A 16,815-nucleotide genomic window follows, 5' to 3' on the forward strand; every position below is an offset into this window, starting at 1 on the left:
GCGTAAATACTTGGAAAAAGTCCCAAATCAGGGTTGACTTTCAGTCGCCCGTGACGAGAATGCGCGGGCTTTCGGCCCCCTGCCCAGGTGGCGGAATTGGTAGACGCGCAGGTTTCAGGTATCTGTGGGGCAACCCGTGGAAGTTCGAGTCTTCTCCTGGGCACCATTCTCCAGCTTTATGTTGGGGGGCTTCTCTCCCCGCGGGGTTTGCAGCCCCCTACCATCGGCGGGAGCAGCCGAAGCCTTGGCTCCGTTCAGGACCAAGGATCATCAGGTTGGGAGGCGATATGAGCATCCATCTCCATCAGGGCGATCTGCCGGAAGGCCTTGATTTCGGCGCCTCTGTGGCCATCGACACCGAAACCATGGGGCTCAATGCCCACCGCGACCGGCTGTGCCTGGTTCAGCTCTCGTCCGGCAATGGCATCTGCCATCTGGTCCAGATCCCGCTCTGCCGCCCCGATAAACCGCACCGCGCGCCGCGTTTGCAGGCGCTCCTCGAAGATCCGGCGGTCTTGAAGCTGTTCCATTTCGCGCGCTTCGACCTTGGCGTGCTGTGGCACTATCTCGGCATCGACTGCCGTCCGGTCTATTGCACCAAGATCGCCGCCAAGATGACCCGCACCTTCACCGACCGCCATGGCCTGAAGGATCTGTGCAAGGAATTGCTCGGCGTCGAGATCTCGAAGCAGCAGCAGAGCTCCGATTGGGGCGCGCCGCAGTTGAACGAGGAACAGCTGAAATATGCGGCCTCCGACGTCCTTCACCTCCATCGGCTGAAGGAGAAGTTCGACGAGCTGCTGGCGCGCGAGGGGCGTACCGAATTGGCCCGCGCCTGTTTCGACTTCCTGCCGACCCGCGCCAGGGTCGATCTGCTGGGCTATGACGAGCCCGACATCTTCGCGCACTGAAGCCGCCAGAACACGCCTAACCCCTTGGTGGATATGGGGGCTTTTCCTTGACAGAGCAAAGGCCTCACCCTAGTTAGGGGGTGGGCAGCGCTCTTGGTGGATTCGCCCTTCATTTGGCGTTAGTTTGTGTGCCTGCCGCTAAAATTTTGATGATTTTGACCTTTTGAGATTTGCCTCGGTGCCGAGAATGAGCCAAGCGAGCGCCACGACGGCTGGGAAAGTGCCGCGCGGGACCATTCCGGCGGGCGGTTCCGTGCCGAAAAACGACGAAAAAACCGGGATTCCGGCACGTTCGGAGGCCGACTTGTCTATACAAGGCCTGAAGGCGGCCCTCGGCGTCCTGCAGCAGGAAGCGGACGCGCTGGCGCAGCTCTTTGCTGCCTTCGATGCCGCCGATGGCCGTCCCCTGGTCGACCGTGCCTTGGAACTGCTCCACGGTGCCACCGGGCGGGTGATCGTGACCGGCATGGGCAAATCCGGCCATGTTGCGCGCAAGATCGCCGCCACCATGGCCTCGACCGGCACCCCGGCGCAGTTCGTCCACCCGGCCGAAGCCAGCCATGGCGACATGGGCATGATCACCTCGGCAGATGCGGTACTGGCTCTGTCCAATTCCGGCGAGACGGCCGAGCTTAACGACCTCATTGCCTATTCCCGCCGTTGGCGCATTCCGCTCATCGCCATCACGTCGCGGCGCGTGAGCACGCTGGGCAGTGCCGCCGACGTCACCCTGGCTCTGCCGGCGACCGGCGAAGCGGGCGCTTTGGGCCTCGCCCCCACCTCCTCGACCACCATGATGCTAGCGCTGGGTGATGCGCTGGCCTTGGGCCTTCTCGAGCGCAAGGGTTTCTCGGCCGAGGATTTCCATCAGCTGCATCCGGGCGGCAAGCTGGGGCAGCGTCTGCTGCGCGTTGCCGACCTCATGCACCGCGATCGGGAAGTGCCGCTGGTCGAGAAATCAACGCCGATGTCCCAGGCGCTGATCGAGATGTCCAGCAAGACCTTTGGCTGCGTCGGTGCCATCGATGCCCAAGGCCGGCTGGTCGGAATCGTCACCGATGGCGATCTTCGGCGGCATATGGGCGCCGATCTCCTGGGCCAGACGGTCGAAGCCGTGATGACGGCAAAGCCGCTCACCATTTCCGCAACGGCGCTTGCCGCCGAAGCCGTGCGCATCATGAACGAACGGCAGATCACCACCTTGTTCGTGGTCGATGACGACAAGCCGGTCGGCATCATCCGCCTGCATGACTGCCTGCGCGCCGGGGTGGCATAGGCAATCATGGCAGTGCGCGAATTCATCGATCGACTTCGCAACCGGCAGGACGTCACGGCGGATATGCCGGCCTTGTCCGGCCCGCGCGCCTTGTTCAACCGCAAGCGCAGCCGCCTGCTGTGGCTTAAAGTATCGTTGCCGGTCCTGGCGCTCGGCATCGTCGGTTATCTCACCTATCGTTCCTATGAAGGGCAGACCGACACGCGGGTCAGCATCGACGTGGTCGAAGATGTGGTGAAGCTCGATGCCGGCATGAAGGTCAGCGGCATCGCCTTCGAAGGCAAGAGCAAGACGGACCGCCCCTTCTCGGTGACCGCACTTTCGGCCACGGAGACGAACGGCGACAAGGACCTCGTCAAGTTGGAAGAGCCGCAGGCGCAGATTGAGCTTTCTGACATCACCTGGATCGCGATCACGGCGGAGCGCGGGCTTTATAACCGCAAGCTGGACCAGGTCGAACTTGATGGCGACGTGACGGTCTATCATGACAATGGCATGAAATTCGTGACCGAGCAGGCGGCGATGGATTTGACGACCAACTCCGCCTCCGGTTCGAAGCCCGTCACCGGCAGCGATGATTACAAGCAGATATCGGCCGAAGGTTTCGAGATGCTCGATGACGGCGCCACGGTGCTGTTCAAGGGCAAGTCGCACATGAAGATCCTGCCCAAAGAGAAGGGAAGCGGCGGATGAGTTTGGTTCGTATTGCAGGAACACCCGTTGCAAGGACATTAGCACCCCGCTACCGGCAGATCCTGGTGCTGGGCGCTATGCTGGCATTGCCATGCTGGCTGACGATGGAGAGCGCCGCACGGGCCCAGGATGCGGCCGCCGAGCAGCCTGCCTTGTCCACGGGCGATGGCGCGGTGGTGCCAACCCCGGCAGCGCCTGGCAGCGGCAGCTCCGCCATGCAGTTCGGCGATGACACGCAGCCCTTCGAACTCAGCGCCGATCAGGGCATTGAATGGCGCAGCAAGGAAAAAACCTATACCGCCCGCGGCAATGCCGTGGCGACCCAGGGGAGCTCCTCGATCGGTGCTGACACGCTGGTTTTCTATACCAGCGGTGAAGGCGAGGAAGGCTCGTTCGACCGGATCCTGGCCACCGGCAACGTCAAGGTGATCTCCGGCAGTTCGACCGGCTATGGCGACAAGGGCGATTACAGTGCCGCTGAAAAACTGCTGCTGCTGACCGGCAGCAACCTGAAGATCGTCAGCGACAACGACACTGTGACTGCCCGCGACCGCATCGAATATTGGACCGGCCGCAGTGCCATCACGGCGCGCGGCAATGCGCTGGTGGTGCGCAACGACACGCGCATCAACGGCGACACGGCGACGCTCTATTTCGTCGACGATGCCGATGGCAAGAGCAAGCTCAGCCAGATCGAAGCCGAGGGCAAGGTCAAGGTGTTGTCGGGAACCCAGACCATCTACTCGAAGCATTTCGCCTACAATCCGGATACCGACATAGCGCTCATGACGGGCGATGTGCGCATCCTCGACCAGGGCAACGAATATACCGGCCAGCGTGCTGAGATCGACAACAAGAACAAGATCAGCCGCATCCTTGGCGGCGGCAGCACCAGCCGCGTGCACACCTTCATCAAAGCCAAACCGTCCGGCAGCACAAACGCGGGTACCACGACACAATGATCGACGGCGCAGACAATGCTCAGCAGGGAGATTCCCAGCCGGAAGATCGACGGCCGGAAGATCAGCGGCCGACCGATGCGACCGTGCCGCCTGCTGCTGCGGCACAGGGCGCCGTGAACGGCCACATGGCCTTTGTCGTCAATGGGGTTGCCATCAACCCCACTGTGGTCGAGGGGCTGTGCGCCTATCATCTGGGCAAGCAGTACAAGAAGAAACCGGTGTTGCGGGATGTTTCCGTGGGCGTCCAGCGGGGCGAGGCTGTGGGCCTGCTGGGTCCCAATGGTGCCGGCAAGACTACCTGCTTCTACATCATCACCGGGCTGATCAAGGCGGATGCCGGCGCCATCTTCCTTGATGGCAGCGAAGTGACCGACCAGCCGATGTTCGAGCGGGCGCGCAGCGGCATTGGCTATCTGCCGCAGGAGGCCTCGATCTTCCGTGGCATGTCGGTCGAAGACAATATCATGGCCGTCCTCGAGGTCGTCGACACGGTCGCCGCCTCGCGCGAGGCGCGGCTGGACCAGCTGCTGACCGATTTCTCTATTGCCCATTTGCGCAAAGTGCCGGCCCTGGCCCTGTCGGGCGGTGAGCGCCGCCGGGTGGAGATCGCCCGCGCACTGGCGACGCGGCCGAGCTACATCCTGCTTGACGAGCCGCTGGCGGGCATTGATCCCATTGCCGTCAACGACATCCGCGACATCATCTCGCACCTCAAGGACCGCGGCATCGGCGTTCTCATTACGGACCATAACGTCCGCGACACCCTGGAAATCGTCGATCGCGCGTATATCCTGCACGAAGGCGAGGTTTTGCGCGAAGGTAGCCCCGCCGACATCGTTGCCGACGAGGATGTCCGCCGCGTTTACCTTGGAGAAAGATTCTCGCTGTAGTACGCTTGGGTCATGGCGATAACGCAGCGCATGGATTTACGCCAGGCCCAGAGCCTGGTGATGACGCCGCAGCTTCAGCAGGCAATCAAGCTGCTTGAGCTTTCCAATCAGGAGCTCGCGGCCTATGTCGAGCAGGAGCTCGAGCAGAATCCGCTTCTCGAACGCGGCGAGGATGAGCGTGTCCTCAGCGGTGATGCAGCGGACGATGGCAGTCGCCTGGCCAGCGTCGAGGCGATGACCAGCGAGCCAGCCCTCGCACCCGCGCCGGACCGGGTCATGGACAGCAGCGAATATGTCCAGAGCGAGAATATGGATGACGGGCGCGGGTCGTCGCAGGAGTCCGATTACGACAATCTCTACAACACGGCCGAAGACCGCAGCAGCGAACGGAGCAGCGGCGAAGGTGCTGTCTCGCAGGACTCAGGCTTTGCCGACAATTGGTCCGGCACGGGCTCCGGCGGCGGCCGCAGCGATTTCTCCGATTCCGAATTCGGCCTGGAACAGACGCTGAGCAAGCCCGAGACCTTGCGCGAACATCTCGAACGCCAGCTCTATCTCGATATCCAGGATCCCACTGAACGGCTCATCGGCATGCAGCTGATCGACCTGGTCGATGAGGCCGGCTATATCGCCGGCGACCTTGCGCAGCTTGCCGAGCGCCTGGGCTGCAGCCTCGCGGATGTCGAAGCCGTCCTTGTCCGCGTGCAGCAATTCGATCCTTGCGGCGTGTTTGCGCGCAATCTGGCGGAGTGCCTGGCGCTGCAATTGAAGGAACGCAACCGGCTCGATCCGGCGATGCAGGCGCTGCTCGACAATCTGGAATTGCTGGCCAAGCATGACCGCCATCAGCTGATGAAGATCTGCGGCATCGATGCCGAAGATCTCGCTGACATGGTGACGGAGATCCGCGCCCTCAATCCGAAGCCCGGTGCCAGTTTCGAACAGGCCGATGTTCAGGCCGTGGTGCCCGATATCATGGTCTGGCGCCGCCAGGACGGATCCTGGTCGATCGAACTCAATTCCGAACAATTGCCGCGGCTGCTGGTCAACCAGCAATATCACGCGCGCATTCTGCCGAAGGCGCACAACAAGGTGGAGAAGGATTATCTCAATGAGCGTCTTGCCACGGCCAACTGGCTGGTGAAGACGCTGCACCAGCGCGCCACCACCATCCTCAAAGTGGCATCCGAGATCGTGCGGCAGCAGGAGGCTTTTTTCCTGCACGGCGTGCAGCATCTGAAGCCGCTCATTCGACGCGATATCGCCGACGCTATCGGCATGCACGAAAGTACGGTGAGCCGCGTTACCACCAATAAATTCATGGCAACGCAGCGCGGCGTGTTCGAGTTGCGGTACTTTTTCACGGCCGCCATTCAGGGTGCCGACGGCCAGGCCACCCATTCGGCCGAAGCGGTCCGGCAGCGCATCAAGGAACTGATCGACGCCGAGGGCGCCGCCGACATCCTGTCAGACGACAGGCTGGTCACGATTCTCCAGGGGCAGGGTGTCGACATCGCTCGCCGGACTGTGGCTAAGTATCGAGAATCACTAAAAATTTCATCATCAGTGCAGCGCCGGCGCGAGAAAGCCTTGCGTTCCGCCTGAGAGGAGCCACATCATCCTTTGAGGGGTTTTGAGACCACCATGCGCCCGGGACCCGATAGCAGCGATTCCTTAACGCCCAGCGATGTATAGGAGGTGTTAACACCAGAAGGATGAGGCCCTGATTGCCGATCCTTGACCCTGTCCCGTGGGACGTTGACATCGCCAAGAAGGTCGCTATGGTCCCGGCCGCGCCGCCGGACCTCCCTGGAGACCGGCGGCGTGACGCTTCTGGAGGGATTTCCTAGATCTTGGGGTCCGGGATATCCGTTGGTTGGTAGGGCGGTCGCGTGTCACGCGGTCGCGGTGATTGCCAACTGAAGTGTCGATGGGTTCGACGGCTGGACAGATTTTCTTCCGTCGCACCACGTTTGCAGGAACACGCCCATGAACCTGACCGTCAAAGGTAAGAACATCGATGTCGGCGATGCGTTGAAGACGCGCGCCTCGGAAAGCCTTGATCATATCTTCGGGAAGTATTTCTCGAATCCGATCGATGCCAACGTCACGATGTCTCGCGAAGCGCATCTCTTTACGGCGCAGATCTCCGTCCATGTCGGCCGGGGCATCCTGCTGCAGTCGGAAGGTGCGGCCGAGCACGCGAATTCGGCTTATGACATGGCGGCGGAAACGCTGGCCAAGCGTCTGCGCCGTTACAAGCGCCGACTCCGGGACCATCATCGCGCCGAGACGGAAGATCGTCGTGTTTCGCAATATACCGTGCTGGCGGCGGAAGCCGACGAAGGTGAAGAGCCGGAAGCCGTCAACGGCCATGGCGAGAACCATCCGGTGGTCGTGGCGGAAATGCAGACCACCATTCCAACGCTCACGGTGGGTGAGGCGGTCATGCGCCTCGACCTCGCCAATCAGCAGGCCATGATGTTTCTCAACCGGGCCCATGGCGGGCTCAACATGGTCTATCGACGCAACGACGGCAATATCGGCTGGGTCGATCCCGGTCTCGAAGCCGGTACGCGCCAATAGTCGCGTTTCTTATCTACGTTCTCCGGCCTTTTCCTGCCGGCGGCGTGTACGAGGCAAAAAATGGAAATCGAAGATTTGCTCTCTAACCCCGCGCATGTCATGGCGCGGTTGAAGGCCAGCAACAAGAAACAGGCCCTGCAAGAAATGGCGCGACGTGCTGCCGAACTTTCCGGTCTGCACGAACGCGCCATCTTCGATGTGCTGCTGGAGAGAGAGCGTTTGGGCACGACCGGTGTCGGCAACGGCATTGCCATCCCGCATGGCAAGCTGCCGGAAGCCAAGAAGATGTTCGGCCTGTTCGGCAGGCTGGATACACCGATCGACTTCGATGCCATCGACGAACAGCCGGTGGATCTGGTGTTCCTGCTGCTGGCGCCGGAAGGGGCGGGGGCGGATCATTTGAAAGCTTTGGCGCGGGTCTCGCGCCTGCTGCGGGACCGGGCGATCTGCGAAAAGCTGCGCGGCACCGACCAGGCGGATGCGATCTATGCCTTGCTGACCGACGGAGCGCATTCGCACGCCGCGTAGAGGTCACATAGTCTGTCGTCCATCACAACGCCCCGCTTAAGCGGGGCGTTGGCCGTTCTAGCTGATCTTCAGTGCAGCGTCACCTCAGTGTAGTGTTACCGGCGCCAAACCGTTTTCCCAGGCGGCGGCGATGGCTGCTTCGCGGTCCGGCATCACGGCAAGCTGCTGGCCGTTGGCGGCGAAGATGCCGAACGCAGTCGACCCGTCGACATCGATGTCGCGCACATACGCCACGTCATTGAGACCCAGCGCCAGCAATTGCTGGCGCGAGATTTCGCGCGCCGCTTCGATATCGCTCTTGGTTTCGGATTTGGTCATGCTGGTTACTCCTCTCGTGCCGCACGGATGCCGGCACTGTTGCCGTCAATGGCGACACGGCCTTCATGCTTTTCGTCATTGGCCCGCTTGATAGGAACGGTCCGGATCTGCGTTTCGATCTTGGGCCGATCGAGATCGATGGAGAGCAGGCCGTTATCGAGGGTGGCGCCGGCCACCTCGATGCCTTCGGCCAATACAAAGCTGCGCTGGAACTGGCGCGCTGCGATGCCGCGATAGATGAAGGTCCGCGCCGGATCGTCTTTCTGCTTACCGCGAATGGTGAGCGTGTTGTCTTCCAGCTGGATGTCGAGATCCGAGATGGCAAAGCCAGCCACAGCAAGCGTGATGCGCAGCCGGTAATCGCTGACCTGTTCGATATTGTAAGGGGGATAGCCTTCGGCGCCGGCTTTGGCGACCCGGTCGAGCGTGCGCTCGAAATGATCAAAGCCCAGCAGCAAGGGGCTGTTGAAAAGCGACAGGCGCGACATGGCTCCTCCTTTCGAGCGAGCACGATTCTCATGACATCCCGGTACCCGCAGGCGGCGCACCGGTTTCTCGATCTCGTAGGGCAACCCGCTGGACGACCCGGCGTTCCATCCCTATAGGGCATCTTAGAGGAAGAAATAGTAACCGAGGTTAAGAAATCAAGGTCGACCTGGCTTTGAACGCACTTGCGTGTGTCGATTGCGGCGCTAAACTATTCAGGGGACAAGAAATTCGGGGGAATCGCATGTTTGATGATTTGCGGCGTAGACGATTGTTGTCCGGCTTGGCTTTGCTCGGCGTTTTAGGGGGTGCCGGCACCCTTCTTGCGGCCTGTGCTGGCCCTGGTGGCGGTGGCGGGGCCGATAGCGGCCTTGGCCACCTGGAAATCCCCGAAAAGCCGGCAACCCAGGCCACCAAGGATTTGTGGCACGCAGCGAGTACCGGCAATGTGGCAGGGGTCAAGTCGGCCCTGGCGGCCGGTGCCGATATCGAGGGGATCGATTTCTCCGAAAATAAGAACGGTCGTCGGGCTCTGAATTATGCCGCCCTCAACGACCGCGCCGATGTGATCGAGGTGCTGCTGGCGGCTGGTGCCAACATCGAATCGCAGAACCGCACCCGCTTCACGCCGCTGCACCATGCTGCCGAAGCCGGGTCGATCGACGCCATCAAGATGCTGCTGAAGCATGGCGCTGACAAACGCGCCAAAATGTATCGCGGCGGCATCCCGCAGCAGATTGCCGAATTCAAAGGGCATCGGGACGCTGCCTTGCTCCTGGTGCCGTAACGCGCCCGGCCTAGCCGTCGGCGTGCCGAACCTTGCGTTAGACCTGGCCGCCGGCGGCTGCGCCTGCCGGCCAGCGTCTTGCATTGACGCATGAGAACACGCCCACCGCCGGCGATCTTGCCTGATCGTTCACGGACTATAAGCGGCGCTGAGGATGGCATACCTACAGCCGTCCATCAGCGGCGTTAATCCCCCTTTAGTCGATTGTCCGCCTTGACGGCGAATGCCTCGGGCATGGGGTGCCATATATTTTAGCGCGGTCTTAATCTCTTACGATTACTATTACGTTCATCTGCTTGGGCCGGCATGAACTGCCGGGCCTATCGCAGACATTATCGGTGCGTAAGACACCCAATCAATCGAAGCAACAGGCAATAGAAACAACGGGCGAATCGCATAACAGAGTCGGGAGAGCTGGCCATGCGCAACATCAAGATCGGCGGCAAGATTGTAATTGCGCTCGCACTTCTCGTTATCACGATCATCGGCCTCGGCCTCTTCAGCATCTCCAAGCTCAACATCGTCAACGAACAATCGACGATCATCGCCATCAATTGGCTGCCCAGCGTTGAGGCCGTCGCGAAAATCGATGCCAGTATCAGCGAATATCGTATCAATGAATCGCAGCACATCCTGACGACTGAGGAACCGGCGATCGCCAAGATCGACGAGACCCTTGTCGCGCTTAAATCTCGCATCGATTCAGAAATGAAGATCTATGAACCGCTCATCTCCAGCGACGAAGAGCGTCAGATCTATCCCAAATTTCAGAGCAAATGGCATGACTATCTTGCCGTCAGCGATCAGCTCCTGACGTTGTCGCGGGTCAACAGCAATGTTGAGGCTGCGGAACTTTACAAGACGAAATCCGCCGATACCTATCGCGATGCTACCGGGCAATTGTCGCAACTGATCGAGATCAACGCTGCTGGCGCGGATGCCGCCAGCGCGCTGGGTGACGAGATATATGCCGATGCCCGAACCTTGCTCATCATCGCGATGGTTGTGGTTGGCGCGTTTGCTGCCCTGATGGCTATCCTTCTCACGCTCGGGATCGCTGGCCCAATCAAAGCGCTCTCGGCAACCATGTTGCGATTGGCCGGCGGCGACAAGACGGTCGATATCCCTGGTGCGCAGCGCGGTGACGAGCTTGGCGGGATGGCGAAGGCTGTGCAGGTTTTCAAGGACAACATGATCGAAACGGAGCGCTTGCGCGCCGAGCAAGAACTGGCCAAGCAGCAATCGGAAGCGGAACGACGTAAGGCGATGCTCGATCTTGCGGACAGGTTCGAGGGGACGGTTGGCGGGGTCGTGACTGCCGTAAGCGAGGCTGCCCAGGAACTGCAGCAAACTGCGAAATCGCTGTCGGCAACCGCCGAAGAAACGTCGCAGCAATCAACCGCGGTTTCGGCCGCGTCGGAGGAGATGACGCAGAATATCCAGACTGTTGCTTCGGCGACAGAGGAATTGTCGGCATCGATCAGCGAGATTTCCAATCAAGTGTCGGAATCGAATCGAATCGTCGACGGTGCTGTTACCCAGGCGACTGACACCAACGACAAAGTAAAGAGCTTGGCTGCGGCGGCGCAGAAAATCGGCGATGTCGTGGTCCTGATCAATGATATCGCTGGCCAGACAAATCTGCTTGCACTTAATGCGACGATCGAAGCGGCGCGGGCCGGCGAGGCCGGCAAAGGCTTCGCCGTTGTGGCATCCGAGGTCAAGACGCTGGCCACCCAGACGGCACGGGCGACGGAGGAGATCGGTTCGCAGATTCGGGCCATTCAGGAAGCGACAGACAGTTCGGCGACAGCTATTGCCGGCATCACTCAAACGATCGGGCGAGTCAGCGAAATATCCACGGCCATCGCCTCGTCGGTCGAGGAACAAGGCGCTGCCACGCAGGAGATTTCACGCAACGTACAGCAGGCTGCGCTGGGTGCGACCGAGGTCTCGTCCAACATCACCGGCGTGACCGAAGCGTCGCAATCGACCAGCGCCGCCGCCGGTCAATTGCTGGTATCGGCTAGCGAACTTGCCCGACATGGAGAAAAGCTGCGTGGCGAAGTTACGACTTTCCTTCACACGGTCCGGAATTCTTAACTCCGACACTGGCTCCCAAAGGACAGTAAGCCTAATCGCGATATCGCAATGTTAATCAAGCCTTAGAAGATGCGGCCTATGGTGCTTTGCAGAAAAATGCGGAGTGCCGTGGGCAGGTCAGCAGCATCGGCCCTGCACTCATTTCGACATTGCGGGGTATTGCATATGCGTTTCCAGAATTTCCGCATCGCCACGCGCCTTGCCTTGGTCGTGCTCGTCGCCATGCTCGGCATGGTCACCATCGGCATCATTGCCGGCTATGAACTGCGCGCGACGTTGCTCGAAGATCGCAAGGTCAAAACCCAGCATGTCGTCGACGTGGCCTACGGGGTGGTCAATTACTTTGCCGAGCAGGTCAAGGCCGGAACGCTCACCGAGGAGCAGGCCAAGGCGCAGGCGATGGTGGCTCTCGAACAGCTGCGTTATGACGAGAAGGAATATTTCTGGATCAACGATATGACGCCGCGGATGCTGATGCATCCCTTCGCCAAGAAGCTGCTTGGCCAGCCGACGCTGGCCGACCTCAAGGATCCCAACGGCAAGCCGATCTTCACCGACATGCTGAACATCGTAAAAGCGCAAGGGGCAGGCTTCGTCGATTATCTGTGGCCGCAACCGGGTGCCGAGCAGCCGGTCCCCAAAATCTCCTATGTGAAGGGCTTTGCGCCCTGGGGCTGGATCATCGGGTCCGGCATCTATCTTGACGACGTCAACACCATCTTCTGGAACCAGATGCTCACGCAAGGTGCGGTCATCGTCGGCATCATGCTGCTGACCGCCCTCATCAGCGTGGTCATCGCGCGCAGCATTTCAGGGCCCCTGGCGCGCACTACCGGCAACATGATGCGCCTTGCCGACGGCGACAAGGGCATCATCGTCGACGGCACCGACAACAAGGCCGAGATGGGAGCTCTGGCGCGGGCTCTTGCCGTGTTCAAGGACAATGCGCTCGCCATGGATCAGTTGGCCGTGGAACGGACAGCGCAGGACGAACGAGCGCGCAGCGAAAAGCGCCAGGCGATGCTCGATCTCGCCGACAATTTCGAAAGCTCGGTGCAGCAGGTGGTGGGCCAGGTGTCCGCCGCCTCAGTCGAATTGCAATCCTCGGCGCAATCCATGGCCGGCAACACCGACCAGACCACCAGCCGCGCCGCTCTTGTTTCCAATGCGTCTGAACAGGCCTTCGGCAATGTCCAGTCGGTGGCTGCCGCCACGGAAGAACTCAGCGCCTCCATTTCCGAGATCAGCCAGCAGGTCGCGCAATCGACCAACATCGCCTCGAAGGCGGTTGCCGAAGCCCGGCAGACCGATCAGACGATCAACGGCCTGGCGCAGGCCAGCCAGCGGATCGGCGATGTCGCCAACCTCATTCGCGACATTGCCAACCAGACCAATTTGCTGGCGCTCAATGCCACGATCGAGGCAGCACGCGCCGGCGATGCAGGCAAGGGCTTCGCCGTGGTGGCGTCGGAGGTGAAGAATCTGGCCAACCAGACCGCCCAAGCGACCGAGGAAATCACCGGCCAGATCAGCAGCATCCAAAATGCGACCGGCGAAGCGGTGACGGCCATCCGCGGCATTACCAACACCATCACGGAGATCGACCAGATCGCAGCGGCCATCGCTGCTGCGGTCGAACAGCAGGGGGCAGCGACGCGCGAGATATCCCGCAGCATCCAGCAGGCAGCCGACGGTACCCGCGACGTGTCGCAGAACATCGCCGGCGTTTCGGAAGCGCTGACCGAATCGGGTCGCCTGGCCGAAGGTCTGCTGGGGGCGGCGTCCGACCTCTCTCGCCAGGCCGATGTCATGCGCAGCGAGATCAGCCGCTTCGTGGATCGCATCCGCGTCGCATAATTGGCCCGGATATGCGTAGGTTACAGAGGGCGGGCTTTCCGCTATCATGCCTATGCGCCCGCGTCGGCATCCGCCAATCAGACTTGGCCAGCCTTTGCTAACATTCCGCCCGCCGGATTTTCGTTTTCCCGCGCCCGCGCTTCTGCACCAATCAATTTGGGAGACATGCCGTGGCTAAAGGTCAAATGAAGAGCAACCGCGAAAAGAAGAAGCCGAAACAGGACAAGGTGAAGTCAGCCCCCGCAGGCACCGGCTTTGCGTCGGCCACATCCAACCCGGCTTCCTCAGGCTATTCAGGCAAGAAGAAATAGGCTGACGCGCTGCGGCCTTAACGGTCGCCCGCTCGCTCGAAACAAAAACCCCCGCACGATCGCTCGTGGCGGGGGTTTCTATTTGGTGGACCCAAGCGGGATCGAACCGCTGACCTCCACAATGCCATTGTGGCGCTCTCCCAGCTGAGCTATGGGCCCGAAGATCGGGTGATCGCCGAAGTGCCGCCGTTGCCGGGGCGCTTTCTGGGGGGCGATCGAACGGGCTGGAACCTAAGTGGACACCGTCCGGAATTCAAGCACAAAAAAGGACAATGATATCAAGGGTCGAAGCGGGATGCCGGCCGAAAGGCTCAGCGTTCGCCCTCGTCCTCGCCTTTCTCGATGGCTTCCGAGATGTCTTCATCGTCTTCGCCGAGTTCGGAGGCGTCCTCAAGGACCACATCCTCCTCGTCGCCCAAATCCTCTTCCTCGACATCGACATCCGTCTCGACATCGGCCACGGGATCGTCGACCACGGCGGCCTTCACCGGCGTCATCTTCTCGGCGACGCGGCGGCGGCTCTTCATGACGGCGTCGGGATCATAGACCGTCTTGCACTTCGGGCAGACGATCGTTGCCTTGCGCATGTCGTAAAAATGCGCACCACAGCTGCCACAGATGCGCTTGGTGCCCCATTCCGGCTTGGTCACGTGATCTCTCCGCTGAATTCAATCTCGGGGTGCCAATTGCCATAGCGATTGCGGCCTGTCAACGCCCACAAATTACCCATCGATCCCCCTTCGATTCAGGATGCGATGCCGTCCGGGCTACCACGCGGCACCGTCTCTCTTTCTGGGCATAAGTCCAACGGAAACCGACGCCTGCAGTGACCCATGGAGAGGATGCCCTAGGCACAAAATCGGCCTTTCCATCAAATTCGGGGTTTCCGCGCCGTGCCCGGCCTGTGCTAGAGAAACGCGGCGTCAACGCAGCCAGGCTCGACCCCCAAGGTTGACCATGGGCCGGACCGCCCGTTTTGCATCTGGCGCGACCTCTTTCGTCAAAGGCCAAATTCGGCATGAGCAAACATGTAACCAACCCGAAACCGCTGACGTCCGGCACGGCTAATGGCCCTGCCGGCGGTGGCCTGCGCGGCCGTCTACGCGTGCCTGGCGATAAATCGGTGTCGCACCGTGCCCTCATGCTGGGCGCGCTGGCTTTGGGCGAGACCGAGATACACGGCTTGCTGGAAGGTGAGGATGTGCTGCGCACCGCAGCCGCCATGCGGCAGCTGGGCGGCGAGACGGAAAAGGGCGCCGATGGTGTCTGGCGCGCACGCGGCCGTGGCAATGGCGGCCTTGCGGAAGCTGCCGACGTGCTCGATCTCGGCAATGCCGGGACCGGCACGCGTTTGCTGATGGGCCTGGTTGCGCCCTATCCCATGACCACGTTCTTCACCGGCGATGCGAGCCTGCGGTCGCGTCCGATGGCGCGCGTCACGGAACCGCTGCACCTGATGGGTGCGCGTTTTGCCACGCGATCCAAGGGCCGCCCGCCTTTGGCAGTTATCGGGACGTCATCCTCATTGCCGATCACCTACAAGCTGCCGGTGGCGTCGGCGCAGGTGAAGTCGGCCATTCTGCTGGCAGGCCTCAACACGCCGGGCATCACCACGGTGATTGAGCCGGAAGCAACACGCGATCATACCGAACTGATGCTGCGCGGTTTCGGCATCGATGTGAAAGTCGAAGAAACGCCTGAAGGGCGGGCTTCTTCGATCACCGGCCAGGGCGAGCTTACCGGCCGCAAGATCGTGGTACCGGGCGATCCCAGTTCGGCAGCCTTTCCGATCGTGGCGGCCTTGATCCTGCCAGGATCCGACATCGTCATCGAGAATGTCGGCCTCAATCCGCATCGCATCGGCCTCATCGACACGCTCATCGACATGGGCGCCTCGATCGAGATCCAGAATGCGCGCATCGAAGCTGGCGAAAAGGTCGGTGACCTGCATGTGCGCCATTCGCATCTCGCAGGTGTGACGGTGCCGGCGGCGCGCGCACCCTCGATGATCGACGAATATCCGATCCTCGCCGTGGCTGCCGCCTTTGCCGAGGGTGAGACGAAAATGCTGGGGCTCGCCGAATTACGGGTGAAGGAAAGCGACCGCCTGGGCGCCATGGCACGCGGCCTCGCGGCTTGCGGCGTCACTGTCGAAGAAGGTCCCGATTGGCTCGCCGTCAAGGGCACCGGCAAGCGGCCCAAGGGCGGTGCCCATATCGCGGTCAACCTCGACCATCGGCCGGCGATGTCGTTCCTGGTGCTGGGCATGGCTGCGGAGAAGCCGGTCAGCATCGACGATGGCAGTCCGATCGACACCTCATTCCCCGGCTTTGCCGAGCTCATCAATGGGCTGGGCGGGTCGATTACCGCAGTGAAGGCTTAAGCGCATATCCATGACCGACAAGCCTTTCGTCATCGCACTCGACGGGCCGGCAGCAGCCGGCAAGGGTACGCTCGCCAAGCGGCTCGCCGCTTATTATGGCCTCGCCTATCTCGATACCGGCTCGCTCTACCGGGCGGTGGGGCTTAGCGTCCTGCGCCAGGGCCAGGACCCGACCAACCCGGAAGCCGCCACGGCAGCGGCCAAAACCCTGCCCCCGGAACTCCTCCAGGACCCGGATTTGCGGTCGGCGGCGGCCGGCGACGCCTCCTCCAAGGTCGCGGCCATCCCCGGTGTCCGGGCGGCCCTCTTCGACTGGCAGCGTCGATTCGCTGCTCACCCACAACCGCTTGAGGACGGCACGCCGTGTTCCGGATCTGTTCTGGATGGTCGCGACATCGGCACCGTCATCTGCCCGGACGCCGCGGTGAAGATTTTTGTCACAGCGAGCCCCGAGGCCAGAGCGGACAGGCGCCTCAAAGAGTTGCAAGCGCGCGGCGAGAAGGCTATATACGCCCGGGTTTTAGAGGATATCAGGGCCCGCGACGCCCGCGACACAGCGCGCGCCGATGCCCCGATGAAAGCGGCCGAAGATGCCGTGCACCTCGACACCTCGGATCTCGATATCGATCAGGTCTTTGCGAAAGCCAGAGCGATCGTCGATGAGCGTCTGAAGCGGTCATAGGCTTCAGCGCTGATTGCGAGTTTCCGTTTTTCAACGCGTGAC

17 protein-coding genes and 2 tRNA genes are annotated in these 16,815 nt (G+C 61.3%); 15 read left to right on the top strand and 4 right to left on the bottom strand.

Annotation, left to right across the window (positions count from 1 at the left end; translation table 11 throughout):
• Positions 1-81 precede the first annotated feature (81 nt).
• The 9 genes from AC1DWZ_RS06905 to ptsN all read left to right on the top strand — a co-directional run bounded on the left by AC1DWZ_RS06905 (position 82) and on the right by ptsN (position 7,846).
• A tRNA-Leu gene (locus tag AC1DWZ_RS06905) sits at positions 82-166 on the top strand.
• 121 nt (positions 167-287) lie between these two features.
• Complete coding sequence (locus AC1DWZ_RS06910; protein ID WP_477168137.1) at positions 288-911, top strand: ribonuclease D; 624 nt, start codon at positions 288-290, stop codon at positions 909-911.
• A gap of 304 nt (positions 912-1,215) precedes the next feature.
• Complete coding sequence (locus AC1DWZ_RS06915; RefSeq protein ID WP_477168138.1) at positions 1,216-2,187, top strand: KpsF/GutQ family sugar-phosphate isomerase; 972 nt, start codon at positions 1,216-1,218, stop codon at positions 2,185-2,187.
• Between the two features lie 6 nt (positions 2,188-2,193).
• Complete coding sequence (gene lptC, locus AC1DWZ_RS06920; RefSeq protein WP_477168139.1) at positions 2,194-2,880, top strand: LPS export ABC transporter periplasmic protein LptC; 687 nt, start codon at positions 2,194-2,196, stop codon at positions 2,878-2,880.
• Entirely contained in the window at positions 2,877-3,842 is a 966-nt protein-coding gene (locus AC1DWZ_RS06925; RefSeq protein ID WP_477168140.1) for an LptA/OstA family protein, read from the top strand. The genes lptC and AC1DWZ_RS06925 overlap by 4 nt, the downstream gene beginning before the upstream one ends.
• Positions 3,843-3,967: 125 nt before the next feature.
• Positions 3,968-4,732: an LPS export ABC transporter ATP-binding protein gene (gene lptB, locus AC1DWZ_RS06930; protein WP_477168280.1), complete on the top strand. Its 765-nt coding sequence runs from the start codon at positions 3,968-3,970 to the stop codon at positions 4,730-4,732.
• A 12-nt stretch (positions 4,733-4,744) separates the two neighbouring features.
• On the top strand, positions 4,745-6,337 hold the full coding sequence (gene rpoN, locus AC1DWZ_RS06935; protein WP_477168141.1) for an RNA polymerase factor sigma-54: 1,593 nt from the start codon (positions 4,745-4,747) through the stop codon (positions 6,335-6,337).
• A 384-nt stretch (positions 6,338-6,721) separates the two neighbouring features.
• The gene (gene hpf, locus AC1DWZ_RS06940; RefSeq protein WP_477168142.1) at positions 6,722-7,318 is read left to right on the top strand and encodes a ribosome hibernation-promoting factor, HPF/YfiA family; all 597 of its coding nucleotides are present in this window, start codon (positions 6,722-6,724) and stop codon (positions 7,316-7,318) included.
• A gap of 60 nt (positions 7,319-7,378) precedes the next feature.
• Positions 7,379-7,846, top strand: a complete 468-nt coding sequence (gene ptsN / locus AC1DWZ_RS06945) for a PTS IIA-like nitrogen regulatory protein PtsN (RefSeq protein WP_477168143.1) — start codon at positions 7,379-7,381, stop codon at positions 7,844-7,846.
• A gap of 84 nt (positions 7,847-7,930) precedes the next feature.
• Here ptsN and AC1DWZ_RS06950 read toward each other — a convergent pair whose 3' ends face one another.
• Positions 7,931-8,164 (bottom strand): DUF1150 family protein, encoded by a 234-nt coding sequence (locus tag AC1DWZ_RS06950; RefSeq protein WP_477168144.1) that lies wholly within the window; start codon positions 8,162-8,164, stop codon positions 7,931-7,933.
• Positions 8,165-8,169: 5 nt separating this feature from the next.
• Positions 8,170-8,652 (bottom strand): Hsp20 family protein, encoded by a 483-nt coding sequence (locus AC1DWZ_RS06955; protein ID WP_477168145.1) that lies wholly within the window; start codon positions 8,650-8,652, stop codon positions 8,170-8,172.
• 242 nt (positions 8,653-8,894) lie between these two features.
• On the opposite strand from AC1DWZ_RS06955, the gene AC1DWZ_RS06960 reads away from it, so the two are divergent.
• The 4 genes from AC1DWZ_RS06960 (at position 8,895) to AC1DWZ_RS06975 (ending at position 13,708) form a co-directional block, all read left to right on the top strand.
• The gene (locus tag AC1DWZ_RS06960) at positions 8,895-9,437 is read left to right on the top strand and encodes an ankyrin repeat domain-containing protein (protein ID WP_477168146.1); all 543 of its coding nucleotides are present in this window, start codon (positions 8,895-8,897) and stop codon (positions 9,435-9,437) included.
• 420 nt (positions 9,438-9,857) lie between these two features.
• Complete coding sequence (locus AC1DWZ_RS06965; RefSeq protein WP_477168147.1) at positions 9,858-11,540, top strand: methyl-accepting chemotaxis protein; 1,683 nt, start codon at positions 9,858-9,860, stop codon at positions 11,538-11,540.
• 165 nt (positions 11,541-11,705) lie between these two features.
• Positions 11,706-13,397 (top strand): methyl-accepting chemotaxis protein, encoded by a 1,692-nt coding sequence (locus tag AC1DWZ_RS06970; protein ID WP_477168148.1) that lies wholly within the window; start codon positions 11,706-11,708, stop codon positions 13,395-13,397.
• Positions 13,398-13,567: 170 nt separating this feature from the next.
• Complete coding sequence (locus AC1DWZ_RS06975; RefSeq protein WP_298683151.1) at positions 13,568-13,708, top strand: hypothetical protein; 141 nt, start codon at positions 13,568-13,570, stop codon at positions 13,706-13,708.
• A gap of 83 nt (positions 13,709-13,791) precedes the next feature.
• On the opposite strand, the gene AC1DWZ_RS06980 is transcribed toward AC1DWZ_RS06975, so the two are convergent.
• Together AC1DWZ_RS06980 and AC1DWZ_RS06985 are read right to left on the bottom strand one after the other, a co-directional pair.
• A tRNA-Ala gene (locus AC1DWZ_RS06980) sits at positions 13,792-13,867 on the bottom strand.
• A 152-nt stretch (positions 13,868-14,019) separates the two neighbouring features.
• The gene (locus AC1DWZ_RS06985) at positions 14,020-14,358 is read right to left on the bottom strand and encodes a TIGR02300 family protein (RefSeq protein ID WP_477168149.1); all 339 of its coding nucleotides are present in this window, start codon (positions 14,356-14,358) and stop codon (positions 14,020-14,022) included.
• 368 nt (positions 14,359-14,726) lie between these two features.
• On the opposite strand from AC1DWZ_RS06985, the gene aroA reads away from it, so the two are divergent.
• Positions 14,727-16,091: a 3-phosphoshikimate 1-carboxyvinyltransferase gene (aroA, locus tag AC1DWZ_RS06990; RefSeq protein WP_477168150.1), complete on the top strand. Its 1,365-nt coding sequence runs from the start codon at positions 14,727-14,729 to the stop codon at positions 16,089-16,091.
• Positions 16,092-16,101: 10 nt separating this feature from the next.
• Positions 16,102-16,773, top strand: coding sequence for a (d)CMP kinase (gene cmk / locus AC1DWZ_RS06995; RefSeq protein ID WP_477168151.1), 672 nt, complete (start codon positions 16,102-16,104; stop codon positions 16,771-16,773).
• Positions 16,774-16,815 lie beyond the last annotated feature (42 nt).

Source organism: Dongia sp. P2_B8, assembly GCF_056404715.1.